At 56.6% G+C, this 24,061-nt stretch carries 20 protein-coding genes, 2 tRNA genes and 1 pseudogene; 12 read left to right on the forward strand and 11 right to left on the reverse strand.

The genetic code is table 11. From position 1 onward, the window contains the following. Positions 1–163: 163 nt before the first annotated feature. Positions 164–667: a hypothetical protein gene (locus NW816_RS07110; protein ID WP_414408704.1), complete on the reverse strand. Its 504-nt coding sequence runs from the start codon at positions 665–667 to the stop codon at positions 164–166. A gap of 49 nt (positions 668–716) precedes the next feature. On the opposite strand from NW816_RS07110, the gene NW816_RS07115 reads away from it, so the two are divergent. The 4 genes from NW816_RS07115 to NW816_RS07130 all read left to right on the forward strand — a co-directional run bounded on the left by NW816_RS07115 (position 717) and on the right by NW816_RS07130 (position 2,794). After that, positions 717–790, forward strand: a tRNA-Asp gene (locus NW816_RS07115). A gap of 167 nt (positions 791–957) precedes the next feature. Further along, complete coding sequence (locus NW816_RS07120; RefSeq protein WP_414408705.1) at positions 958–2,139, forward strand: aldo/keto reductase; 1,182 nt, start codon at positions 958–960, stop codon at positions 2,137–2,139. A gap of 134 nt (positions 2,140–2,273) precedes the next feature. Beyond that, complete coding sequence (locus NW816_RS07125) at positions 2,274–2,543, forward strand: DUF4258 domain-containing protein (RefSeq protein ID WP_011433139.1); 270 nt, start codon at positions 2,274–2,276, stop codon at positions 2,541–2,543. After that, a complete protein-coding gene (locus NW816_RS07130) occupies positions 2,540–2,794 on the forward strand; it encodes a DUF2283 domain-containing protein (protein ID WP_011433140.1) in 255 nt (84 codons plus the stop codon). Before NW816_RS07125 ends, NW816_RS07130 begins: the two co-directional genes overlap by 4 nt. A 298-nt stretch (positions 2,795–3,092) precedes the next feature. On the opposite strand, the gene NW816_RS07135 is transcribed toward NW816_RS07130, so the two are convergent. Further along, complete coding sequence (locus NW816_RS07135) at positions 3,093–3,551, reverse strand: gamma-glutamylcyclotransferase family protein (RefSeq protein ID WP_414342279.1); 459 nt, start codon at positions 3,549–3,551, stop codon at positions 3,093–3,095. Between the two features lie 89 nt (positions 3,552–3,640). On the opposite strand from NW816_RS07135, the gene NW816_RS07140 reads away from it, so the two are divergent. Continuing rightward, on the forward strand, positions 3,641–5,989 hold the full coding sequence (locus NW816_RS07140) for an AAA family ATPase (protein ID WP_414408706.1): 2,349 nt from the start codon (positions 3,641–3,643) through the stop codon (positions 5,987–5,989). Positions 5,990–6,216: 227 nt separating this feature from the next. Here the strand turns inward: NW816_RS07140 and NW816_RS07145 are convergent. Next, a tRNA-Pro gene (locus NW816_RS07145) sits at positions 6,217–6,290 on the reverse strand. Positions 6,291–6,587: 297 nt separating this feature from the next. Between NW816_RS07145 and rpsB the strand changes: the two genes are divergently transcribed. The 5 genes and pseudogenes from rpsB to NW816_RS07170 all read left to right on the forward strand — a co-directional run bounded on the left by rpsB (position 6,588) and on the right by NW816_RS07170 (position 12,362). Beyond that, complete coding sequence (gene rpsB / locus NW816_RS07150) at positions 6,588–7,382, forward strand: 30S ribosomal protein S2 (RefSeq protein WP_414358039.1); 795 nt, start codon at positions 6,588–6,590, stop codon at positions 7,380–7,382. Positions 7,383–7,541: 159 nt separating this feature from the next. Beyond that, positions 7,542–8,186, forward strand: a pseudogene (gene tsf, locus NW816_RS07155) (translation elongation factor Ts); the annotation flags it as partial. A gap of 354 nt (positions 8,187–8,540) precedes the next feature. Further along, the gene (locus NW816_RS07160) at positions 8,541–9,956 is read left to right on the forward strand and encodes an amidohydrolase (protein ID WP_414408707.1); all 1,416 of its coding nucleotides are present in this window, start codon (positions 8,541–8,543) and stop codon (positions 9,954–9,956) included. 56 nt (positions 9,957–10,012) lie between these two features. Beyond that, positions 10,013–10,960, forward strand: a complete 948-nt coding sequence (gene queG / locus NW816_RS07165; RefSeq protein ID WP_414408744.1) for a tRNA epoxyqueuosine(34) reductase QueG — start codon at positions 10,013–10,015, stop codon at positions 10,958–10,960. Positions 10,961–11,162: 202 nt separating this feature from the next. After that, positions 11,163–12,362, forward strand: coding sequence for an AAA family ATPase (locus NW816_RS07170; RefSeq protein ID WP_414408708.1), 1,200 nt, complete (start codon positions 11,163–11,165; stop codon positions 12,360–12,362). Positions 12,363–12,438: 76 nt separating this feature from the next. Here the strand turns inward: NW816_RS07170 and dnaN are convergent, their stop codons facing one another. From dnaN to pyk, 4 genes are all read right to left on the reverse strand, one after another. Next, positions 12,439–13,815 carry a DNA polymerase III subunit beta gene (gene dnaN / locus NW816_RS07175; protein WP_414408709.1) on the reverse strand — a complete coding sequence of 459 codons (1,377 nt, stop codon included), beginning with the start codon at positions 13,813–13,815 and terminating at the stop codon, positions 12,439–12,441. Between the two features lie 741 nt (positions 13,816–14,556). Continuing rightward, entirely contained in the window at positions 14,557–16,839 is a 2,283-nt protein-coding gene (locus NW816_RS07180) for a RelA/SpoT family protein (protein ID WP_414408710.1), read from the reverse strand. 150 nt (positions 16,840–16,989) lie between these two features. After that, on the reverse strand, positions 16,990–17,220 hold the full coding sequence (locus NW816_RS07185; RefSeq protein ID WP_011433156.1) for a DUF4327 family protein: 231 nt from the start codon (positions 17,218–17,220) through the stop codon (positions 16,990–16,992). A 138-nt stretch (positions 17,221–17,358) separates the two neighbouring features. Then, the gene (gene pyk, locus NW816_RS07190) at positions 17,359–19,218 is read right to left on the reverse strand and encodes a pyruvate kinase (RefSeq protein WP_414408711.1); all 1,860 of its coding nucleotides are present in this window, start codon (positions 19,216–19,218) and stop codon (positions 17,359–17,361) included. Positions 19,219–19,388: 170 nt separating this feature from the next. On the opposite strand from pyk, the gene NW816_RS07195 reads away from it, so the two are divergent. After that, positions 19,389–19,631: a hypothetical protein gene (locus tag NW816_RS07195; protein ID WP_414408712.1), complete on the forward strand. Its 243-nt coding sequence runs from the start codon at positions 19,389–19,391 to the stop codon at positions 19,629–19,631. A gap of 87 nt (positions 19,632–19,718) precedes the next feature. Here the strand turns inward: NW816_RS07195 and NW816_RS07200 are convergent, their stop codons facing one another. From NW816_RS07200 to tnpA, 4 genes are all read right to left on the reverse strand, one after another. Continuing rightward, on the reverse strand, positions 19,719–20,381 hold the full coding sequence (locus tag NW816_RS07200) for a hypothetical protein (protein ID WP_414408713.1): 663 nt from the start codon (positions 20,379–20,381) through the stop codon (positions 19,719–19,721). A 143-nt stretch (positions 20,382–20,524) separates the two neighbouring features. Beyond that, positions 20,525–21,271 (reverse strand): GvpL/GvpF family gas vesicle protein, encoded by a 747-nt coding sequence (locus tag NW816_RS07205; protein ID WP_414408714.1) that lies wholly within the window; start codon positions 21,269–21,271, stop codon positions 20,525–20,527. Beyond that, the gene (locus NW816_RS07210) at positions 21,249–22,370 is read right to left on the reverse strand and encodes a sugar phosphate nucleotidyltransferase (protein ID WP_414408715.1); all 1,122 of its coding nucleotides are present in this window, start codon (positions 22,368–22,370) and stop codon (positions 21,249–21,251) included. Before NW816_RS07210 ends, NW816_RS07205 begins: the two co-directional genes overlap by 23 nt. A 54-nt stretch (positions 22,371–22,424) precedes the next feature. After that, positions 22,425–22,832, reverse strand: coding sequence for an IS200/IS605 family transposase (gene tnpA, locus NW816_RS07215; protein WP_414408716.1), 408 nt, complete (start codon positions 22,830–22,832; stop codon positions 22,425–22,427). A gap of 34 nt (positions 22,833–22,866) precedes the next feature. Here tnpA and NW816_RS07220 point away from each other — a divergent pair, with 34 nt between their 5' ends. Continuing rightward, positions 22,867–24,060, forward strand: coding sequence for an RNA-guided endonuclease InsQ/TnpB family protein (locus NW816_RS07220; RefSeq protein ID WP_414374316.1), 1,194 nt, complete (start codon positions 22,867–22,869; stop codon positions 24,058–24,060). Position 24,061 lies beyond the last annotated feature (1 nt).

Raw genomic sequence — 24,061 nt, forward strand, 5'->3', positions numbered from 1 at the left:
CTACTGATCGCGCCAGCGGGACGGAGTCCTTGAAAAGCCTCCTGTCCCTCCGCATTATTGCCCCGCAATGCCATTGCTCCGCAACGCTGACGCGAAGACGCGACCGACGTCTTAGTGTGGGCACAGTGTCCTGGTTTGAATCGAGATGACTATAAACAAGAGATCAAGCCATCGAAGGGGGTGGGGAAGCCCATCTGCGAAGAGACCGGTTGACCTGTTCCGTCAGAGCTCGGCAGGCTACGGTTTTGCCCTGTTGCCGATCCCCAGCTTGGTCGTAAAAGACAATACCATCGGCCCGAGAAAGGCCCAACGCCAAGAACAACAGCTCCAAGACCCCAAAAGAAGCGGTCTCCAGCTCCGGCGATCGCTCCTTGAGCTCTGCCAGTGTGGTGTGGGCATCTTCCAGGTGGCCGAAGGCCGGGATCCACAGATGGGTCGTCGGCTGGGATCCCTCTGAGGATGAGTCGCCAGCAGCAGGATCCTCGACCACCCGCACCGTCAGCCAGCCGCCATCGGGGTAGCGCAAGGTGGTGTATTGCAGGTGATCCAGGTGTTGGGCCACCTGAGTGAGCACATCCGCCACCTGTTGCATCGCCGCCGTTGGGATCCCATTTTGCGGAGCGGTATCCACAAGGGTTGCGGCCTGTGCTGCCAGACTAACCACCATGATTGACAACAATCCTCGTCCACATCCAGAATAGATATTCGCAGCGATTGGGGCTGTAGTTCAATTGGTTAGAGCACCGCCCTGTCACGGCGGAAGTTGCGGGTTCGAGCCCCGTCAGCCCCGTACTCCTAAAACACTCTAGCTTAGTCGCTCCCCTGCAGCCCTCACATTTCCAGACTGATCTGATTTCTTGATTTCTGACGGTGACTGCTGCACAATGCGGCCGGCTCAGGGTTCAAGCTTCGGCGGTGGGGCCACTCTAAAATGGGGCTTAGTCCAGGGGAAAAACCATGCAGTATCGCAGATTTGGGCGTACCGAGCTGTCTATGCCCGTGCTGAGCTGTGGTGGCATGCGCTATCAACACAGTTGGCAAGATACTCCTTGGTCAGGGATCCCAGCGGCAAGCCAGCAGAACCTGGAGGCGACGATTCGCCGGGCCTTGGAGGTGGGCATCAACCACATCGAAACTGCCCGCGGCTATGGCACTTCTGAAATGCAGTTGGGCCGCATTTTGCCGCTCTTTCCCCGGCAAGATCTGATTGTGCAGACGAAAATTGGCCCCAGCGCCGACCCGCAGCAGTTCCTGGCCAAGTTCGAGCAATCGATGAGCTACTTGAACCTCGATTATGTGGATCTGCTGGCCATCCACGGGTTGAATACCTGGGAAGACTTGGAGCACAGCCTGCGTCCAGGGGGGTGTCTGGAGGTGTGTCAGCGCCTAGTACGGCAGGGACGGGTGCGTTTCGTTGGCTTCTCCACCCATGGGCCAACGGAGTTGATTGTGGAAGCCATACAGTCAGGGGGCTTCGATTACGTCAACCTGCACTGGTATTTTGTCAACCAGACCAACTGGCCTGCCATTGAGGCCGCCGCTCAGCAGGATATGGGGGTATTCATCATCAGTCCCTCGGATAAGGGGGGCAAGCTTTACGATCCGCCCGCCAAGCTGGTGCAGTTGTGCCAACCCCTCAGCCCGATGGTCTTCAACGACCTGTTCTGTCTGTCCCATCCCCAGGTTCACACCCTCAGCATTGGGGCGGCCCGACCCAGCGATTTTGATGAGCACCTGCAGGCGGTGGAGTTATTGGATCGGGCTGATGAGCTGTTGCCGCCGATCCTGGCCCGCCTAGAGCAAGCTTTGATCGAGCAGGTGGGGGAACACTACGCCAAAACTTGGCACCAGGGCCTGCCTCGCTACGACCAAACCCCCGGACAAGTGAATATCCCGTTCATTCTGCTGCTGCGCAATTTGGTCTTGGCCTATGACTTGGTGGACTATGCCAAGAGCCGTTACAACCTGTTGGGCAATGCCGGCAGTTGGCTCCCCGGCCAGCGGGCAGACAAGGTGGATGCCGAAGCCCTGCGACCTTATCTTATCCACAGCCCCCACCGCGACCGGATCCCGGCTTTGTTGCAAGAAGCCCATCGCCTGCTCTCTGGAGCTGAGGTGAAGCGCCTATCTCAGAGCTAGCTTGCTCAGGGATCCCCCCGTTTGACGGTCGAGATCCGGTGGAGAAGATGATATGGCAAGGTTTACTCTTTAACCGCAGGAAAAAAAGAGTTGTCAGCTCCCGCCAGCGGCTCCTTATCTCATTTGGGTAGCTTGTGTTAGAGTCTGAGCACTTTCGGCTATCTGAGCATGCGTTGAGACGGCTGCAGCAGCGACAAGAGATCGCAAGCCAGTGGATCGAGAGAGTTCTGAGCTGCCCTGACTACGTACAAGTGGATCCCAAAGATCCTCAGCTCAAGCAAGCCTATGGTCGAATTCCGGAGTACGGCAATCGCCTCCTGAAGATTGTTTACGATGAATCAACGGATCCTTGGACAGTGGTGACTATCTTTTTTGATCGAACAATGGGGAAAAAGCTGCCATGAGACCTTTCATCGAGTTTGATCCTGATGTGGATGCTGGATATATTCGTTTGACAACAGCTCAAGTCCAAAGCTCAGAGGAGATTGCCCCTGGGGTTGTTTTGGATTTCGACAAGGAAAATCAACTGGTTGGAGTTGAGGTTCTCTCTGTTCATCGACAAATGGATAGCGACATTAAAATGCTTCCGCAAGAGATTCAAGACTACATCGTTTTATTGAGAAACTCCGTGTTGCAAGAACAGTTACTGAGTTAGATGAGAGTCTGGCAACACTAGCCCCACCGCATCTGTAGACGCAAGAGGAGTACCATTGCGATGGCCAGCCTTTTACTGTGGCCTGTTTGGCATGGTTGTAGGTGATTGAGATAACAGTCGCCGACCTTTCGGATTGCCAACGGATGTGCCGTCACTTTTATCGGATAGGTCGCACTCTCTTGGATCTGGACGCTGCCAAAACCGTTCGGGATCAACCCACCTGGTTTGAGGCTCCATCTTAAGGTCAGGGGCAGGAACCTGTTTGCCAGCAGCCTCAATCCCCTTGGACAGAGTGCTCTCAGCCACCCAACCCCATCGCTTCAATTTGATGAATGTAGTCGGGGGGAAGCCCATGCTCTCGTGCCCCCTTCAAGATTCCTTGAAGATATCCCTCGCTTGGGATCAATGAATCATCAATGAATGAATCTCCCGCCACGTAAGTCATTGCTTCGATCACTTCACCCTCATCGCTTCGAACCTGAACCTGCTGGCGACGGTAATGACCTCCCGGAATTCCTTCATACCGATCCATCCTCTCCAGCCTGTCCGAGCTGCACAGATAGGCAACTCCCCACACAACCCCAGAGGGATCCCGGACAATGTTGGCCTTGCCGGTTCCATCGTTGCCGCGCTTGTTGAACGTCAGGCGGTATCCCTGCAAACGAGCACGCCTAGCTTCCTTGAAATCAACAGCACGGTGTCCCATCTGCTGGGCATCTAGGTTACTTCCGTATGCAAAATACCACTGCTCACTCATCTCTAGTTCCCTTGGTGTCGGGTGAACCCGCCTACCCAGAGTTACACTGAGATATTGAGCACATTAGCATCACGGGATCCCGCCCCTCCATGAGCTACTTGGTTATCGACACCGAGGGCAACCCCAACCTCAAAGAAATCGCCCTTATCGACAGCAGCGGCCAGCTTATTTACCATGCCTACACCCAAGAATACTCGCCCCACCACCCCCAGCCCAAGCCCCTGACCCAGATCGTTGCTGACCTGCGGCGCTTGGCACAAGGCAAGACTCTTGTTTTTCACCATGCAGATCATGACTTAAAGATCCTTAAACGAGCCTTTGGTCAAGTCAACCAGCCTTGGCTCCCCAACTCTGTCTTTTGCACCTGGCTAGCTGCTAGGCAATACTTTCCCAACCTCGCCGGTTACGGACTCGAGTACCTGAGCAAACATCTTGGGATCCAACTGGAGAGCGGTTACTTCAACTCCAAACTGGCCCACGACGCCAGCTACGATGCCCTCTTTACCTACCACCTCTATCGCCACCTCACCCACGCTCAGCTCAAAGCCCAGAATGTTCCCAATCCTTTCGCCAACAGCAGAGTTGACAATCCCTTTCAGCATTATCCCGACGAGACCACCATCTATCAGCCTCAGTACCAGCAGCTCACTGCCACCCTACAGGACATCCAACGGGATCCCAACCACCAGAGCCGAGGGGTTGTCTTACTGGGAGAACCTGGATCCGGCAAGACCCACCTGATCATGCGGGTGGCCCAAAACCTCCTGCGCCACAACCGTCTCCTGTTTATCCCTCAGCCCACCCATCCCGACAACATCTACCACCACATCTACAGCCACACCCTGGAATCCCTGCGCGAACGGGTAGATGCCCATCACCACACCCAGCTCGACTACTTGATTGCCAAGAGCTTTGTGGAAATCTTGAAAACCTTCCCCCAAACCTCAAAAACTGAAGAGCTTCTCTCCCTTCTCACGGCGGATCCCCTCAACCTCTTTCATCGCCTGGGAGCAGAAGGCACCGAGCGTCGTCGTCAACAATGGCAAGCCATTGAAAAACAGGTTCTGCGCTGGTGGGCAGAGCAAAACTTCCTTACCGGTTCCACCGAAAACATTCTCAAGGGCATCATCAAATACTGCAGCTACAGGGATCCCAACCGCCGTCAACAGATCATCCGCTGGCTCAGCGGTACCGACCTGGATCCCGAGGATACCGGCTTGATTGGGTTACCCCCCTGGAGTGCAGATCTCGACCGCAACACCTTTGCTCTAGAAGGAATGAAAGTCATCGGTAGGCTCTCGCTGCTTGACCGACCTCTCATTATTGTCTTTGACCAATTGGAAGCTTTGGGCCGAGAAGAAAATCGAGATATCCTCCTCAACTTGGGCGATGCCCTGAAAGAGCTTTTTACCCGTATCCCCAACAGTCTGTTTATCCTCAATCTGTTCCCCGACCGTTGGCAACATTTCCAAACCCAATTTGACCGGGCTACCGTCGATCGCCTCTCCCAAACCGTCCTCTCCCTAGATCTCCCCTCTCTTCCCCAGCTTCAAGCCCTTCTCCAGAGCCGCCTGCCTTCAGGGATCCACCTCCAAGCTCTCTTCACCGCCGATGACCTAAGCGATATTCTTGGTCAACCCTCCATCCGGGCCATTCTCAACCGGGCCTCAGCCTACTATCGCCACTACATCAACGGGATCCCTCTCCCTCCCCAGGTGCAAGTTGTACCCACTGCCAGCAATCTAGCCGCCCGTGTCCAGCGGCTCGAAACTGAGCTGCAAACCCTCAAACAACTGCTCATCCCCCTTCTTCCTGCCCAGAGTCTCCTTGCTGTAGCTCCGCCTCTCCAGCCACCCAGCCTCTCTGAGGATCCTGCCGAAGTCTTGGAACCCTACCTCCGTGATACCGAGGCCCAGCTTCGTGCCAGCTATCCCCAAGAGGCGATTATGGACAGCACAGCCGATATCGGCAAATTGCGCACCATCGTCAATGCCCTGCAAGGGATCCATCCTGTCCCCATGAGCACCCTGAAGCTGGGCAAACGCAAACTTCCAGATCACCTCTATTTCTCCGACCAGAAGCGGGTGATCGCCTTTATCCAAGTGGGTCCCAGCAGCATGTATGGACAGCTCAATAACTTCAACCAATTGGTGATTGCTCACCCTGAGCTTCAGTTTCTTTTGCTACGGGATGCCCGCCTTAAGCCTCCTTCCAAAACGGCTACCGCCACCAAAGCGGCCTTGGCCGCCCTCAACAACAGCCCCAATGGCAAGTATGCTCTGCTCACCCAAGACGACCGCATCCATCTGGAGCTTATGCACAGGATGATCACCGACATCCAAAACCGCGACCTGGAAATCGACCTGACCCAAGCCGTTCGGTATTATCTTGACCACAGGGATCCCCCCCTTATTGCCTGGATCCTGTGCCGTGATTAAGCGCTCCAGATCCGTCGAAACCCCATGTTGTTCAAGGTCGGCTCCGCATCGGGATCCAGCACCGTAAAACCGGGATCCCATATTGTCCGGCCAAGCTTGTGACCTGATTCTTAAGGCTGCCGATCAACGGAGCCAATGGCAAGGGATTGACAGCGGAGCCAAAGTACCTCAAAGTTTCCGGCATAGTGGGCTTTGTCCGGCTCAAGCCCTCCCCTGATTACTCAGTATCGGAGCGGCGGGATTTGAACCCACGACCCCCACTACCCCAAAGTGGTGCGCTACCAAGCTGCGCTACGCCCCGACGCACTTACAGGTAGAAGCCTATGAAGCGCTTAGCCAGTTTAGCATTGGATCGCCGCCAGAGTTAACCCCAAGCTGCGGGATCCTGCGAAAAACGTGCTAGCCTGGTTAAGCTGTTAAAAAATCACACGCCTGAACCACCGGGTGTCCTAACAGCCCTTTCGCGGTTTACCTGCAACGGCGCTTGAATTCCTCGCCAACGGGGGCAGAGTGCTCCAAAAGCGATGTGCAGGTCCCTGGGGGGGCTATGGCTGGGATCCGTTCGGGCGGAGGCTAACCCGTAGGAGAGGAAAAACTCATGAGCGTAGTCAGTTTGCCTCAACTGTTGGAGGCAGGGGTTCACTTCGGCCACAAGGCCAGCCGCTGGAACCCGAAAATGCGGCCCTACATCTTTACCGAGCGGAACGGCATCCACATTATCGATTTGGTGCAGACGGCCCGCTATCTGAACGAAGCCTACGAGTATGTGCGGGATGCTGCTGACAGGGGTTGGCGCTTCCTGTTTGTGGGCACCAAACGGCAAGCTGCCGGGATCATTGCTCAAGAGGCTCGTCGCTGTGGCAGCTACTACGTCAACCAGCGCTGGTTGGGGGGCATGCTCACCAACTGGGCCACCATCAAAACCCGCATCGACCGCCTCAAAGAAATTGAGGAGATGGAGAGCAGCGGTCTTCTGGATCGCCTGCCCAAACAAGAGGCCAGCCGTCTGCGGCGAGAGTTGGCCAGGCTGGAAAAGTACTTGGGCGGCATTAAAACCATGCGCAAGCTCCCCGATGCGGTGATCATCGTCGATCAGCGGCGGGAGGCCAACGCCGTTCAAGAATGTATCAGGCTTAACATCCCGATCATCTCACTCCTGGACACCAACTGCGACCCCGATCTCAGCGATATCTTCATTCCCTCTAACGACGATGCCATCCGAGCGATTAAGCTGATTGTAGGCAAGCTGGCGGATGCCATCTACGAAGGGCGGCATGGGCAGCTCGACACCGTTGAAGAGGATGAGTACGACTACGAAGGGGCCATGGATCTGGACGACGACATGCTGGAGGATATGGAGGACGAAGAAGAAGGAGAAGCCGAGGAAGGCTAGACCGAGGGCAGGGATCCCGTGCAATCCGGGCACTTCTCTGCCTGTTCCCTATCCAGAGGCGTGTATTCTTGAAATCTAGGTTTACAATTCTACCGAAGCCCGCTCATTCTCACTCATATCCCGCCACATTCTTCCCGTTCTTTCATTCGAGGAGCCCTCATGAGCATTGATGCCAAACTGGTCAAAGAGCTGCGCGAAAAGACGGGCGCAGGCATGATGGACTGCAAAAAAGCCCTGGAAGATTCCGGTGGCGATATGGAGAAAGCCATCACCTGGCTGCGACAGAAAGGGTTGGCAGGGGCAGCCAAAAAGGCCAGTCGCGTCGCGGCAGAGGGGGCGGTTGACAGCTACATCCACTTCGGCAATCGAATTGGGGTGTTGGTAGAGGTGAACTGCGAGACAGACTTCGTGGCCCGCAGCGAAGATTTTAAGAAACTGGTGCAAGACATCGCCAAGCAGATTGCCGCCTGCCAAAACGTAGAATACGTCAGCGTTGACCAGATCCCTGCTGAAGTGGTGGAGCGGGAAAAAGCCATTGAAATGGGCAAAGAAGATCTGGCCAATAAGCCGGAGAACATACGCGAGAAGATCGTGCAAGGTCGCATCGAAAAGCGCCTGAAAGAGTTATCCCTGTTGGATCAACCCTTTATTAAAGATTCCTCGATCACGGTGGAGGAATTGGTCAAGCAGCACATTGCCAAACTGGGGGAAAACATTCGGGTGCGGCGGTTTGTGCGCTTTGTCCTGGGAGAGGGGATCGAGAAAGAAGAAGTGGATTTTGCTGCTGAGGTTGCCGCTCAAGCCGGTCTCAAGCCGGCAGAGGCCCCCAAAGTGGAAGAGACTCCACCCGCTCCTCCTGAAGAACCTGCCCCAGAACCGGCCCCTGCTGCCGAGAGCAAGCCGGCCAAAAAAGGCTCCGCCAAGAAAAAGAAATAGCCGGTCAAGGCTGAGCTGTAGGGTCATGTCGGCGGTGCAGAGGCGTTGAAACTGCGTTATGGAGAGTGTGGGCACCTCTATGTCGGCAGTTCTATAACCACTACGCTTGGGTATCCCTTGGGGGAAAGGCTAGGTTATGCATGCAAATGTTCTGATCCTCCCGCCTTGGCAGGGTTAACTCCAGCACGCTAAGGTAGCAGACGGCCTTTTTGGATCCCGGGCATGAGTTTTATCTTGCGCAATGCGTTAATTCCCACCGCCACCGGCTACGAAACCGCAGATGTGCGAATCGAGGGGGAACGGATTGCTGCCATAGGCAGAGGGTTACCCGCAACGGGCGCAGACAGCCTGGAACTGGATGCCAGTAACCAACTCTTGCTGCCGGGCTTTGTCAATGCCCACACCCATTCTTCCGAAATGTGGCAACGAGGGATCATACCGCCCTATCCGCTGGAGCTGTGGCTGGCACAACTGCACGAGTATGCGCCGCCGGATCCGGAAAAAATCTATCTCAGCGCGCTGGGGACGGCGGTGGAAACCCTGCTGACGGGGGGCACCTCGGTGGTGGATCATCTGGTGTTGATCCCAGGCCAAGAGTTGGCCACCATTGAGGCGGCGGTACGGGCCTACCGAGAAGTCGGGATCCGCGCCTTCGTGGGCCCCTTGATCCAGGATCAGGCTCTCTCTCGGGGGTTGCCCAGCAGCTCCTCTTGGGATCGGGAGCCGGAAACCTATCCCCTCTCCACAGCAGAGGTGCTGGCCATTGTGGAAGAGGCGGTGCAGCGCTTTCACCGGCCAGAAGAGGGCATTACCCTCATGGTGGCTCCCACAGGGATCCAACTGTGCTCAGACGAGCTGTTCAAGGGCTGTGCGGAGTTAAGCCAGAAGTATGACCTACCCCGCCACGCCCACCTGTTGGAAACCCGCGCCCAGCAGATGTTGGCCCAGGAAAAGTACGGCTGTAGTGCTGTGGAGCATCTGGAGCGCTTGGGCTACCTAGACCGGAAAACTTCCTTGGCCCACTGCGTCTGGCTCAGCGATGCCGATATCGAGATCTTGGCCCGCACCGGCTCTACCGTTGTTCACAACCCCCTGAGCAACCTGCGCCTGGGCAGCGGCATTGCCCCCATTTTGAACTATCGCCGGGCAGGGGTGAACGTGGCCTTTGGCTGCGATGGATCCGCCAGCAACGATTCGCAGGATTTGCTAGAGGCCATCAAAATCGGCACCATCCTTCACAACATCACGGATCCCGACTACCGCCACTGGATTTCTCCCCGCGAGAGCATCGAGATGGCAGCCCGAGGTGGGGCAATCGGCTTGGGCCTGGGGGATCAGATGGGATCCCTGGAAGTGGGCAAGCAAGCGGATCTGGTGCTGTACGATCTCACCCAACTGTCGCTGTTGCCCCGTACCGATCCCATTGGGCTGCTGGTGTTGGGTCGGCCCACCCAGGCAGTGCATAGCGTTTGGGTGCGAGGAAAACAGGTGGTGTCCGGCGGAGCCGTGACGACGGTGGATGTGGCCAAGCTGCGGCAGGATCTGTTTGCCCACAGCACCTGGGATCCCTTCCGCCGATCCCAGCAGGCAGAGCATCTGGAAGCTCGTTATCGTCGGGTGATGGGCTTGCCAAAGTAGCGTTGGATGTCCCTGTGTGGCCAGAAGAAGCAGACCGGGCCAGCATCACAGAGCAGGTGAAACGACAGGCGCTGGCGCTGGGCTTTGACAAAGTTGGCATTGCCAGCACAGAGGATCCCCCCGACTTGCGGGGTCTGCAAGCTTGGCTGGCCGCAGGCATGGCCGCCGACATGACCTGGATGGCCGATCCCCGGCGAATGGATCCAAAGCAGGTGCTGCCGGGGGTGCAGTCGTTGGTCTGTGTGGCTTTGAATTACTACACCCCCATCCGCCACAGCCAGGATCCCGGCAAGGGCAAGATCTCCCGCTACGCTTGGGGGCGAGATTATCACCGCGTGTTGGGGCGGCGGCTGAAGCAGCTCCACCTCTGGATGCAAGCGCAATTTCCGAACTACCGCGGTCGATGCTATGTCGATACCGGCCCGGTGGCGGAAAAGCCCTGGGCCATGCAGGCGGGCTTGGGTTGGATCGGCAAAAACAGCCTGTTGCTCACCCGCGAGTACGGCTCCTGGGTGTTTCTGGGAGTGATCCTGACCACCCTGCCGTTGCTCCCTGACCAGCCCCACACCGCTCACTGCGGCACCTGTACCCGCTGCCTAGAGGCTTGCCCCACGCAGGCCATCGTCAGTCCGGGGGTGGTCGATTCCCGCCGCTGCATCGCCTATCACACCCTAGAAAGCCACGCTGAGCGGATCCCTGCAGAAATTGCCCAAAACCTGCACAACTGGGTGGCTGGCTGCGACATTTGCCAAGAGGTCTGCCCTTGGAACCAACGCTTTGCCCAACCCAGTGGGATCCCGGATTTTCAGCCTTACCCTTGGAACGTTGCCCCCGATCTCCAAGAACTGGCCCAGATGGAAGATGGGGAATTCGACCAGAAGTTTCCCGCCTCTGCCTTGCGCCGGCTCAAGGCCCGCCGACTGCGACGCAACGCCCAAGCAGCCCTAGAAGGCAATTCCAGCTCCGCAGCCCACAGCAACGATTTGGAAGCCCTCCCTACCTAATTGGGATACACTTTCCCAGCGGGATCTGGCACCGGAAAACGGTGGGGCTGTTGCCCCTGGGCCGGGGACGCAAGCTAACATACATGCCCTACCCCCTTTTTGAGACCCCAGTGCCGGGCCGCCATAGTTTCGCTCTCGTGGGAGAGGCATCCACGCCCCAGCAAGCCCACCGATTCCCCCTTTTCCTAGCCCCTAACCCTGCATGGATAACGGTTACGACGACTATTACCCCAGCTACCGGCAGACCAACAGCTACAATCTCCTGCAATCCGGGTGGAGACCTCTGCTCCGCCATTTCGATGTCGAGTATTTCTGGCAACTGGCCATGCAGGATCCCTGGGAATTGGCCGAGAAAATTCTGGATGTGTGCAGCGATATCGCCAACGCAGTGGGACGCAACGAATATAGCCCGCTGGCCAATTTGCTTAACCTGTTTTCAGAGAACACCCGTTACGAGATCGAGGAATTCTGGAACAGCATTACCCCACCCCCACCCGGCCCCGACTGCACCTTTCGAAGCTATCTTTCGACGGAAACTCCGCTGCGGCAGCAGGTGAGCCGCGACCAGATTCCCATTCATTACGTCTTGAATTGTCTGCAAGAAGTTATCGTTCTCAAAATCTTGGCGCATCTGGGGCGACCGGCACAGATCGTGCAAGTGTACATGGATCGCTACTTCTACTACCCGGTTGAGCATTTCAACGGCTGGGATCAAATCAGTAGTCCGGGCACCGTCTATGCCTTTTGGCCGGAGCATCAGATTTGGCTGCAAATCCAGACCACCTATCAAACCCGCCGTCGCTACACCCTGATTGGGGTAGATCTCAAGCCCTTGATCCGCAAGGTTACCTACAACCTGGCGGTGATGGTGAGCGGCTACCAAAGCCGAATTGGGCAAATCCAGAGCCCACATCCAATCAGTTCTTTTCCCGCCGAGATTCAAGCCTTCACCGATCAGGTTCAACAGCGAATTCTGCAGCAGGAGCGATTGGCGGTCTTGGTACACGGGATCCCAGGTACCGGTAAAACTGCCTGGACGCAAGCGGTGGCCCACGAGCTGCTGGTACCACTGGGCTATGTGGTGTTCATCTTGGATCATGAAGCCGTGCAAGAGTTCATTGCGCCTTCCTATCTGGAGCGGGTGTGCCTGATCATCAATGAGGCAGATAACCTCGCCCAAGACCGCGCCAGCGAGGTGGCCCAACGGAGCACCAAAACTGAGCGCATCCTCAGCCTGCTGGATGGCACCCTCCACCAAAGCGTGCTCGACGCAGAATACGCCGACTGTGAACAAAGGCTGGTGGTGCTGATGACTTGCAACACGACTGAACGTTTGGATCCGGCAGTTTTGCGCAAAGGGCGTGTGGACTTGGTGCAGGAGTTTACCTACCGCTTTGTTTGAGCTGGATCGGCATCCACCTGCTCTCTGAACATGGGACAAGAGCCACCGAGGCTGTTCTTCAATTAGTTCCCTAGGACTAGGTAGCCCGTAGCTGCACCGGCATGACCAAATAACAGAGCCGCATCGCCCCAAGGGGCTTCCAAATAGCTGGCTGAGTGGCACCGTTTAGCTCCAGGCTCACCTGCTGCGTATGAAACACCTTAAGGGCATCCAGCAGGTAACGCACATTGAAGGCCAGCTCCAGGTCAGGGCCGGACATTTGCACCGGCAAAGATTCCTCGCCACTTCCTACATCGGGCGCCTCGGTGCTGATGCGCAGGGTTTGGGTTGCGGCAGAAAGATTGAACTTGACGATGTCGTTTCTTTGGGCAGCAAGTACTCCCACCCGTTCCAGCGACTCAATCAAAGGCCGACGCTCCAGGGTTATCTGCCGCTCAAATTGCCTGGGAATCAGGCGGTTGTAGTCGGGATATTGGCCCTCCAAAAGGCGGCTGGTGATCCGCTGTTGGCACTGGGTTTTGCCGGCGCGAGGGGGCAGGACAAACTGCACCTGGGATCGGTCAAACCTCAGCTCCACCGTAGAGGCGACGGTCTGTGTGCCGAGGATGCGCTCCACCTCCCGCAAAGTGCGAGCGGGAATGGTGAAATCCAACCCCATTCCCGTATTGGCCGACGCAACCGGGATCCCGTCCGCCTCCACCTGCACCATCGCCAGACGATGCCCGTCGGTGGCCGCAAACTCTAGGCAAGGGGGATCCCCTGGCAAGAGCTTGACATGCACTCCTGTGAGCACCTGCTTGGTCTCATCTCCAGAGGCCGCAAAAAGGGTTTGGCCGATCCCTTGCAACAGGCTCTCGATGGGCAGCTCCAGGGCCTGAGCTGTTGGGCTTTCCTCCCCCACAAAATCGCCATCTGCGTCGGCGGTGCGGAGCGATATTTCCGGTAGGGTGGGGTACTCTTCAGCCGACATGCTGCGCACTTGGTACTGGCCGGCTGCCGACATGAGAATCACAGGGGCACTCTCCTGGGCTTGGCTGCTTGCGTCAAGAGTCACTGGGCCGCTGGGCAGACGGCTGACGATGTCGCTGAGCAGCTTGGCCGGCAGGGTGGTGCGACCGGATCCCCTGACCTGAGCCTCGAACTCGCTGCGAATGCACAAGTTCAAGTCAAAGGCGGTCAAAGCAACCCGCTGAGTTTCCGCGTCGGCCTCCACCAACACATTGGCCAAAACGGGCAGGGCGGGGCGGCTGGCCGCAGCCCGTCCAACGGAAGTGAGGTGGTGGCTGAGATCGGCTTGCTCGCAGGTGAAGCTGAAACCCTCCGGAGACGAGTCCACGGCCCCGTCAAGGTATCCCTCCCCACGCTGAGGAGCTGCAGTCTTGCTGCTGCGCAACACTGCCGCAAATGACTCGGCCTCGAGTTCTCGATCCACAGGACGTTGAGCTTGCACCATGGGGGGCACTTGAGGGCTGCACACGCAGATCCTACACCGACTGCCCCGGTTGGATCCCTCCCCTTGCGGTCGAGTTTTGGAAAATTTGCCTCGCGCGTAGGACAGATCTGAAATTTCGATCCCTGCCTAATTTAATTTTTTGATCTAGTAGTAGTAGGGGCTGTGGAAACTGTGGAAAGTGATCGTCAACACCTTGCGCCATGAGCTTTTGAGCTTATTCCCCACCTGTGGAAAAACTGTGGATAACTTGGCCACTTTTCCACAGAGTATTTATACCTGTTAATAACTTGGGGGGTTTTTCCACAGGTTTTCCACAAATTTTTCAGGTTTTTCCACAGGTTTTCCACAGGCTAATGTTATGGTTTTCTGACAAATTCATAAAAATTAACGCACAGTCAGTGTGAGATCCCCTAAGGTAGTGGATCCTTCCCCCTAGATATGGCTGGGGATTCCACCGGAGCTGGGGCGGGCTTCGCTGGATTTCCACAGGTTTTCCACAGGCTGTCGAAGAAAGCCTGGGATATTGCTCTGGGCTTGTCGGCCTTGCCTGGCCACCTGTGAGCTGACACGGGATTTTTGGCAAAACCCCAGAGGAGCGGGAAAGCGCTCTGCGCACCAGAAGCGGCAAAGGAGGTCAGGATGAGGATGGGACAGCGCCTGACCCAAAATTGGGCTGCTGCAGGAGCGAGTCGCAATAGGGATGCGGTCTAGAGTCCGTACCCGCGAAGGGCCAGGCGTAGGTCAACGGGATCCGTTTTGGTGATGGCGGGAGCGCAGCACGATCACGTCAGAAAGCTGGCGCAGTTGACTTTGAACCTGGGTGAGCTGTTTCTTATCACGTACATCGATACAGAGATCGATCAGGGCGGTGCGGTTGGCAAAAGTTTGTACCTTAGCATTGCGAACATTAATGCCTTGATCCGATAGACGGGAAAGAATGTCCCGCAGCACCCCAACGCGGTCGATAACCTCCAGATGCAGTTCTACCGGGTAGATCTGGGTGCTCTGCCGCAGTTGCTCTTCGTTCCAGCGTACTGGCACCAGGCGTTCCCCCGAAACCTGAGCCACCCGTGGACAGTCCTGATGGTGGATACTAATACCCTTAAAGCGGGTGACTACGCCCAAAATCGGATCCCCCGGCAGCGGATTACAACACTTGGCCAACTGGTGTTTCAGACCCTCCACCCCCAGAATGGGAGATTGGGATTTGATAGAACTGGGAGCCGCAGAAGCCCGTGGCAACAACAGCTTGGATCCCTCAAGCGATTCTTCCTCTGTGGGAGCAGATACTGCCGGCCTGCTGACCTCCTGCAGCCGATGGATCACCAGCGTGGGGGTTGTCTCACCATAACCCAGAGCGGCCAACAAATCCTCTACACTGGCGTAGTTGAGCTTTTCGGCTACCTTCTGCATCCGCTCTGATTTGAGCAGGGCATCAAAGCCCGTTTTGCCCAGCTCCCGCTCCAGCAAATGCCGGCCCCGCGCGATGTTTTGCTCGCGATTGGAGCGCTTAAACCATTGGCGAATGCGATTGCGGGCAGAGCTGGTGGCAACGAAATTGATCCAGTCCAGGCTGGGATGGGCATTTTTGTGCGTGATGATCTGCACAATGTCGCCGTTGCGCAGGCGGGTATCCAGGGGCACGATCTTGTTGTTTACCCGCGCTCCTGCACAGTGATCCCCAATTTCGGAGTGGATGCGATAGGCGAAGTCCACCGGACAGGATCCCTGGGGCAGGGCCAGCAAGTCCCCCTTGGGCGTGAAAACGTAAACCTCGCTCTCAAACAGATTCTCGCGAAGGGTGTCCAGATACTCTTTGTCGTCTTTGAGGTCGTTTTGCCACTCCAAGAGCTGCCGCAGCCAGGTGAAGCGCTCCTCGTCCGCCTTGACGGTGGTGCTGCCGGCCTCCTTGTACTTCCAGTGGGCGGCGATCCCGTACTCAGCCACGCGGTGCATCTCTTCGGTACGAATCTGCACCTCCACCGGTCGTCCCTGCAGGCCGATCACTGCCGTGTGCAAAGATTGGTAGCGATTGGCCTTGGGCAAGCCAATGTAGTCTTTGAAACGCCCGGGGATGGGGCGAAAGCAGTTGTGAACGACTGCCAGCACCCGATAGCACTCGCTGTTGGTATGTACGATTACCCGAACTGCTGAGAGATCGTAAATCTCGTGAAATTCTTTGCGCTGCTGCTGCATCTTGCGATAGATGCTGTACAAATGTTTGGGCCGCCCGCTGATCTCGAAATGTTCCAGCCCCGCTTGAAGAAGGTTCTGCCGCAGCTCTTCAATAAAAGCTTGAATCTCTGCCTCTCGCTCGGCGCGCTTGGCATTGACCAATTCCTGGATCTTCCGGTAAGCTTCGTAGTCCAGATACTTAAAAGCCAGGTCCTCCAGTTCCCATTTGAAGTGCCAGATCCCCAGCCGGTTGGCCAAAGGGGCGAAAATTTCCATTGTTTCGGCTGCAATCTGCCGTTGCTTGCTGGGGGAGAGATACTGCAGGGTGCGCATGTTGTGCAAGCGATCCGCCAGCTTGACCACGATGACTCGAATGTCTTTGGCCATGGCCACAAACATGCGGCGGAAATTTTCCGCTTGCTGCTCGGTTTTGCTGGAGAAATTGAACTTGGAGAGTTTGGTAACCCCCTCTACCAGTAGGCGAACTTCAGAGCCAAATTCGGCTTCCAGGGCCTCTAGAGTAACTTCTGTATCTTCGACAACATCGTGCAAAAGGCCGGCTGCCACTGTCACCGCATCCCCCCCCAGCTCCCGCAGGAGAGTAGCCACGGCTACCGGATGGGCAATGTAGGGATCCCCCGATTTGCGTTTTTGGCCCTGATGCAAACAGTAAGAAAACTCAAAGGCACGGCGCAGCAGATCGGCTTCTTCAGCCGTGTAAGGCCGCAGCCCATCGCCGGGATCCTCGGCACCGGAAAGCAGAGCACGCAGCCACCCTGGCACCTCAAAACCGAGGCTATTCAGGTCGAGACCTCCATCTGAGGTGGCAATGACAGCCGTCTGACCCATGCGAACCCGGCGAAAAGGGATGTTTGATTACTGACTATAGTTCATCCAGCTTAACCGCCGACAGATCAAGAGGGAAAAAACGGGTGGAATAGAAAGAAGCATTGGCTGTCTGCCAACGCCGACCGCTTGCCATCCTCGGCAGATCGAGGCTTAGTCTTCGCCCCACTCCTCGCAGTCGCCGATTAAATCGCAGAGAGGATCCGAGGGGCAGTAGTCTTGCAGCTCCAGCTCTTGGGCAATCGCCTGCCACTCCCGCTGCGGGAAAAAGGGTTGCAGGTGGGCAATGGCTGCAGAGCGGCGTAAGACCCCCTGCTGAATGAGGCGACGAGCTTCCTCCTGGATGGCCTCAACCGCATAGTGGGTGGCTTGTAAAGTGGGCATAGCTTAACCTACACGTGGAATGGATGGGACGCACCGAAGGGTCAGGGAAAATCTTGCCTCGCTACCCCCATCATAGAACTGGGTCTCGTTTCGTAGCAAGAGATACAAGTTTGTATTGCAGGCAACCTTAAGGCCCGCTTAAAAGCCCAAGCCATCGGCTCCTGCGGTCACTATGCCTTTTTCTGGGTTCAGAGTGACGATAGATCCATCCCGGATTAAGCGGGTAGCATCCTTGACCCCCACCAGCACCGGCACCCCCAGCCGCAGGCCAATGACTGCTGCATGAGAGGAGGCTCCCTCTTCTTCGGTAATCACGCCGGCTGCCTGTTTGATCGCCTCCACATAGTTGGCGTCGGTGGATTGGGCAACCAAAATGTCTCCGGCGGTGATTTTGCTGGCATCGAGGCTGGATCTCAAGATGCGGGCCGGGCCGCTGACAATGCCTTTGCCAAACCCTTTGCCTTGAGCCACCACCGCTTTCACCACATCCACCTTGATCAGATCGGTGGATCCCGCAACGCCTGGCAGGGTTCCTGCACTGAGCACCACCAAGTCGCCATCCTTGAGCAAGCCATCTTCCTGAGCCAAGCTGATGGCCGCTTGAAAGGTCTGGCGGGTGGTGGCCAAATCCATAACCAACAGCGGATGTACCCCCCAAACCAACTGCAGCCGCCGTGCCACTTCCACATGGGGGGTTACGGCTAGGATGGGAGTGCGGGGGCGAAACTTAGAGACATTGCGAGCAGTAGCCCCTGTTTTGGTCAGGGTCATCACGGCTACAGCATCCAACTCTTGGGCGATCTCCCCCACGGCGCGGCTGATCGAGTCGGTGATCAGGGTTTTGGGCCGCATCCCGGCAGGACTGTTGCCGTTGTTTTGGCTCAGCTCCTGCATGGCAAGGGCGCGAAGGCGTTGTCGTCGGTCGGCGGAGGTCAGGTCAAAGTAATCGCGCTCGGTGCGCACGGCAATGCGGGCCATGGTGGCAACGGCCTCGACAGGGTATTTGCCCACAGCCGTCTCGTTGGAGAGCATGACGGCATCGGTGCCATCCAAAATGGCGTTGGCCACATCGGAGATTTCGGCACGGGTGGGTCGGGGGCTGTGCACCATGCTGTCCAGCATTTGGGTGGCCGTAATTACCGGGATCCCCAGGGAGTTGGCCAGGGCGATCACCCGCTTCTGCAGGATCGGCACCTCTTCCGCAGGCAGCTCTACCCCCAGATCTCCCCGCGCCACCATCACACCGTCGCTGAGGGCCAAAATCTGGGGCAGCTGTTCAATGGCCTCGTGTTTCTCGATCTTGACGATGATGGGTACCCGCTTGTCGGCTGAGCCGGAAGAAGGCCGTTTGGCTGAGGCAATGAGCTCCCGCAGCTCCAGCACATCAGAGGGATCCCGCACAAAGCTGAGGGCCACCCAATCCACCCCTTGGTTGAGGCCGAAGTAGAGATCTTCTTTGTCTTTTGGAGTCACGGCGCGGATGCTCAGGCGCACACCGGGGAAATTGACCCCTTTGTTGTTGGAGAGGGTACCCCCGACAATGGTGCGGCAGAAGAGTTCGCCCGCTTCCGGATCCACGGCTTCCACCCGCATCTCCACTCGACCATCGTCGATGAGGATCGTCGCTCCTTCGGGCACTTCTTGGGCCAGCTTGTCGTAGGTGACCCAACTGCGCTCTTGGGATCCCAAGACAGGTTTGCTGGTCAACACAAAGGGATCCCCTGCCTTGAGGGTGATCGAGCCTTCGGCGAACTTGCCCAAGCGGATTTTCGGCCCCTGTAGGTCTTGCAAGATGGCGACCTGGATGCCCAGATCCATCGCGGTTTGGCGGATCAGGCGAATGCTGCGGCGGTGTAGCTCGTGATCCCCATGGGAGAAGTTCAGGCGAAGGGTGGTTGCCCCTTGCAGGATCATCTCCCTGAGAATGGCTGGATTTGAGCTGGCAGGGCCGATGGTGGCAACAATTTTGGTGCGTCGAAAAGAATCCCTCAAATGCATGTCCACTGTTCCCAAGGGAGAGCAGCCCAGATCCTTCCCCCACATAGGGATCTCTCTGATTACGATAACCCGTTATGTCTTTTTTGAGGCACCGCTTTTTTAAAATCCCCAGCGAGAGAGGATGGGAAAATAGGCAAAGCAGAGTGTAGAGATCCATCTGGAGTCGAGCGATGCCGGTTGCCCCCGAATACGCCTTCCCCTTCGAGCACCATCAGAAGTTCTCTCTCGACAACCCCACCATCTCCAGCCCAGGGGTTTCCAAGCGGGAATACATAGCCAGCAAGGTATTGCAAGGTATCGTGAGCAATCCCCAGACTCCTGTTGGCGATTTGTCTCCTGAGCAACGACAGGCTTTGGTCTATACGGCGGTGTCATTGGCGGATGATTTGTTGGCCGCTCTCAGCGCCCAGTAGATCAGCACCCAGTAGAGAGGCCACCCTCTGCGGTTGAGGTTTAGGCTGAGGTTAGCTGCTTGCGGCAGCGGGCCGTAGGCTCTGCTGCTACCTACGCCGCAGCTGTTGCGTCAACTCTTCCCCCAAGCGCATCCATTTTGCTATCTCTTCGGGACTCACCTGTCGGTTATTTTGCCAAAGAATGAGGTGGGCGCCAGCTCCTTCGGCGCAATAGTTGGGATGCTGCTCCCAAAAACCAAGGACGCCAGGATGGAACCGCAGCCGAACTTGGGCTTCATTCTCTCCTCGCAAGAGATAGCTCCGGGAGAACTTAGGGTGGCTCTCGAAATTGATATCTTGCATGCCAAAAGCTTTGGCGATGCCGTGGAAAAAGGCATTTTCGGGGTGCAGCCGAAAACGCGGCAGATGAAGATCCTCGTGATAGGCGTAGAAGACGGACTGGCGATAAGTGCTGGAACTCTTGCCACTGCCGCTGGTGTATTGGTAATCAAAAACGGTAATCTCAGTGCCATCGATCAGCCGCTTGGACATCGAATTATAGAAACGCCGCCCATGGCCTCGTTCAAACAGTCCAAAGCCTGCTTGCAACAAGCGAGATCGAATCTCTTCAGGCAACTGGGCAGAAAAGCGCATTCCTAGCTGTGCAGCTACCCGCTCCAGAGCTTCTCGACGTTTCTTTTCGTGGTAAAGGGCTAGAGCCAAGATCCCGGCAGCCAGAGCTAAAAACAAGATAAAAATAAGCAACCCCATACCGTCTCCCTCGGCTTACAGACTGCAGCGCCCATCCCCACAATACCTGAGCAGATTTCCAAAAGGATCCCTGCCTTCGACCATTCAGCCGAGCGGTCTCCTCTTGTCTTTTGTAGAGAAGTGACCCAATACAGCTGAGTGTGTCAAAGTTTGACGAAATTGTAGGGAGCGGTGAAGTTGTTGTAGCGAATGCGCAGCCGCCCCTGGAAGGTCTGGTCTAGCTCCTCTACTTTTTGGGCAAAAACCGGCTCATCTTCCCAATTGATCAAAAACGAGCCGTTGTAGGCCATGTTTTCGGTGAGCAGATCTCCTTCTACGCGGTCGCTGGCCAAGGGGCTGAGGGCTGCTGTAAAGGTCTGGGCAATGCGCTGACGTCGCTGCTCTAAGAGCTGCTCCAGAGCCCGTCCGATCTCGACTACCGCGTCCAGCCCCAGAGGAGCGCCGGCCATTTCGTCCCGCCGAGCTTTGAGGGCAGGGTTTTCCTCTAGCCCCAGCTTGAGCTCCTGCTCGGGATCCCAGAAGACCTTTACTCCCACCTCCCGCTTGCCCTCTAGGCGCTCCAGCAGAGCCAGCAGATCCGCCAAGCGGGGCTGCACCAAGTCCCGTTCCACCTGCTCCCAGCCGCTGACCACCAGACCAAATTGCAGGGGCAGCAGAGCCCGATGTCCCTCGTTCATCACTTTTTCCAGCACGGCTTCATGGGCAAGCAAGTTGGCCCGGCTGGCCAGGTAGCGCTCTTGTCGAGCCTGGGAATACAAGAAGGCCAGGGATCCCAGCCCGTGAACCTGCACCGGCTGCTTGTCCAATCCCACCACACTCAGGTGGCGCGGGCCGGGGGCAGCGACGATCCCGTAGAGGTAGAGGGAGCTATGGGGATTTGCCGTTGGCATTGCTGCGGGCATCTCCGATCAGCCACGTGAGGTTGGACTCTTCGGTATCGATGGCATTGCCATCCGAGGAAATGCAGTAGCGACCCATCACCATCTGGTGGCGCAGGGTTACGCCTGCCGCGATCTGGGTGTAGTTAAAAATTAAGCTGCCATCCAGCGTACACCCTTCATTCAACACACATCCGTAGCCAATGGCTGTGGGGCCGATGAGTTTGACCCCGTCCGCCAAATGGCTGCTGGCCCCGATGTAGACCGGTGGCTCAATATGGATGCGATCCCAGTTGGCGCGGATGTTGATCCCCGTCCATACGCCGGGTTGAATCTGGATCCCGGGCACCTTGACCCCCTTGATCTCGCCGCGCAGCACTTTTTGCACTGCCAGCCAGTAGTCGTGGGTGCGGCCAATGTCCACCCACTGAAAGTCAGCCGTGATCCCATAAAAGGGAGCGCCCGCTTTCACCAAGGCCGGGAAGAGATCGCTGCCGATGTCGTAGGGGCAGCCGGGGGGAATGTAGTCGAACACTTCCGGCTCGAAAACGTAGATGCCGGTGTTGATGGTGTGGCTGAGGGCCTCTTCCCGCCTGGGCTTTTCTTGGAAGGCAGTGATGCGACCCGTCTCATCGGTTACCACCACTCCGTAGCTGGAGACCTGGCTGGGATCCACCTCCCGCAACACCACGGTGGCCAGCGCTCCCTTGGCTTTGTGGAAGTTGACGATCTGCGTGAGGTTTAGGTCGATTAGCGCATCCCCACAGAGCACCACAAAGGTGCTGTCGAAAAATCCGGAGAAATCCTGGATCTTGCGCATGCCCCCTGCGGATCCCAGGGCCTGGGCCACCGGCTGGCCGTTCTCAAAGTGACCCTCGAACGAAAAGCCGATGTGAACCCCCCACTGCTGCCCATCGCGGAAGTAGTCTTCGATTTGGTGGGCCAAGTGGCTGGTGTTGATCATAATTTGGTTAAACCCATGTTCCCGCAGCAGCTCCACCAAAAATTCCATGACAGGCTTGTGCAAAATGGGGATCATCGGCTTCGGCATCATGTAGGTGATGGGCCGCACTCGCGTGCCTTTGCCTGCTGCCAGGATCATGGCTTTCATGCCGTTGTCACTCCTCCGGGCTAACCGTGCTCTGACTTTATCAAAAATTTGGGTCTAAAACCCCGCCCTTGAGGGCGGCTTTTCTTGATTTTGGCTGTAAGCAACTAAGACTTGTAGAGGAGCCCCACCCACACTCGATGCAAAATAGCTAGGGCTCCACAAGGCAGTTTTGCCGTAGGGCTTGGGAAACTTAGCCTGGCCGTACCTGCGACTGGAGACTCTTGAGAGCGTTAACCATCTGGAAATAGACCACTTAGGTGGGTAGAAAATCAAAAGATGAATATGGTCTGCTCCACCGTTAAACTCTAAAATCTCAAAATCCATCGATTGGGCAACGCTCTTAAATGCTGCCGCAATTAAGTCCAAACCTTCCTGCGTTAGTATCCTGCGTTTGTATTGGGTGACAAACACCAAGTGCGCTTGCAAGCTGGAAACGCTGTTGCGGTCTCTCCTTAATCCCATATGCTAAGATGACGCGCCAACCTAACTTCAACCCATGCAAGCCCGCTATAGGTATAGGTTCTACCCTACAGACCAACAGAAGCAAGCCCTAGCCAAAGTATTCGGTTGTGTCAGGTTTGTCTGGAACGAGGCCCTGGCCCACTGCCAAGCCGTTGGCAAGTATCCAGGGTACAACGCTTTGTCAAAGCGGCTGACAGGGTTAAAGCAATCAGTGGCATGGCTCAAGGAGGTATCCAGTGTTGCCCTACAGCAATCCTTGAGGCACTTAGACCAAGTGTACCGGCGTTTTTTTGAGAACAAAGGAGGTTTTCCACACTTCAAGAAGAAACAATCAAAGCAGTCATTGACTTTAGTGGCCAATAGCTTTTCCCTGAAAGGGGAGCGTGTGCATCTCGCCAAGATAGGAACTATCCAGCCTATCTGGAGCCGTCCGCTGCCAAGTCAACCAAGCTCTGTAACCGTAATCAAGGACTGCGCGGAGCGGTACTTTGTTAGCTTCGTCGTAGAGGTGGAGCCTATGCGTGTTCCTGCTCAGTCTCCCAGCGTTGGGGTGGATTTGGGCATCAAAACCGTTGCCGCTGTAAGTAACAGAGCTCAGTACCACAGCCCCAACGATGAGCCTTTGTACCGGCGCATCGCTCAGTTGCAAAAGCCATTGGCCAGACGGGTCCAAGGGTCAAAGCGGTGGGAGCGGACAAGGCTGAGGATGGCCAAGTTGCACCGTCGCCTTGCTGACCTGCGGTTGGACTTCCTGCACAAGCTGTCTACCAAGCTCATCAGCGAAAACCAAGTGGTTTGTTTGGAAGACCTGAATGTAAGTGGGATGTTGAAAAACCGCAAACTGTCCAGGGCAATTAGCAGGCAAGGGTGGGGGATGTTTCGCGCTTTGTGCGAGGCAAAAGGGGGCAAGTACGGCAGGGAAGTGCGGGTCATTGACCGCTGGGCAGCAACCAGTCAGCACTGTTCGAAGTGTGGCTGGCATTGGGGCAAGCTTGACCTAGCTACTCGGGTGGTGGTCTGCGACGGTTGTGGCACAGTCCACGACCGGGATGGGAATGCTTCCCGAAGCATAGAGCAAGTCGGGATGGGGCAAAGCGCTCCGCGCCGCCAAGGCGAGCGCCCGACTCTAGAACGGATGTGGAGACTGTTCGCGCCAGCGGGACGGAGTCCTAGTAAGACCAGCTTGCTGGCATCGGTCTGTGAAGCGTCAAGAATCCTTGCTCTTTAGG

Origin of the sequence: Synechococcus sp. W55.1 (assembly GCF_047461655.1) — a bacterium.
GTDB lineage: Bacteria > Cyanobacteriota > Cyanobacteriia > Thermostichales > Thermostichaceae > Thermostichus.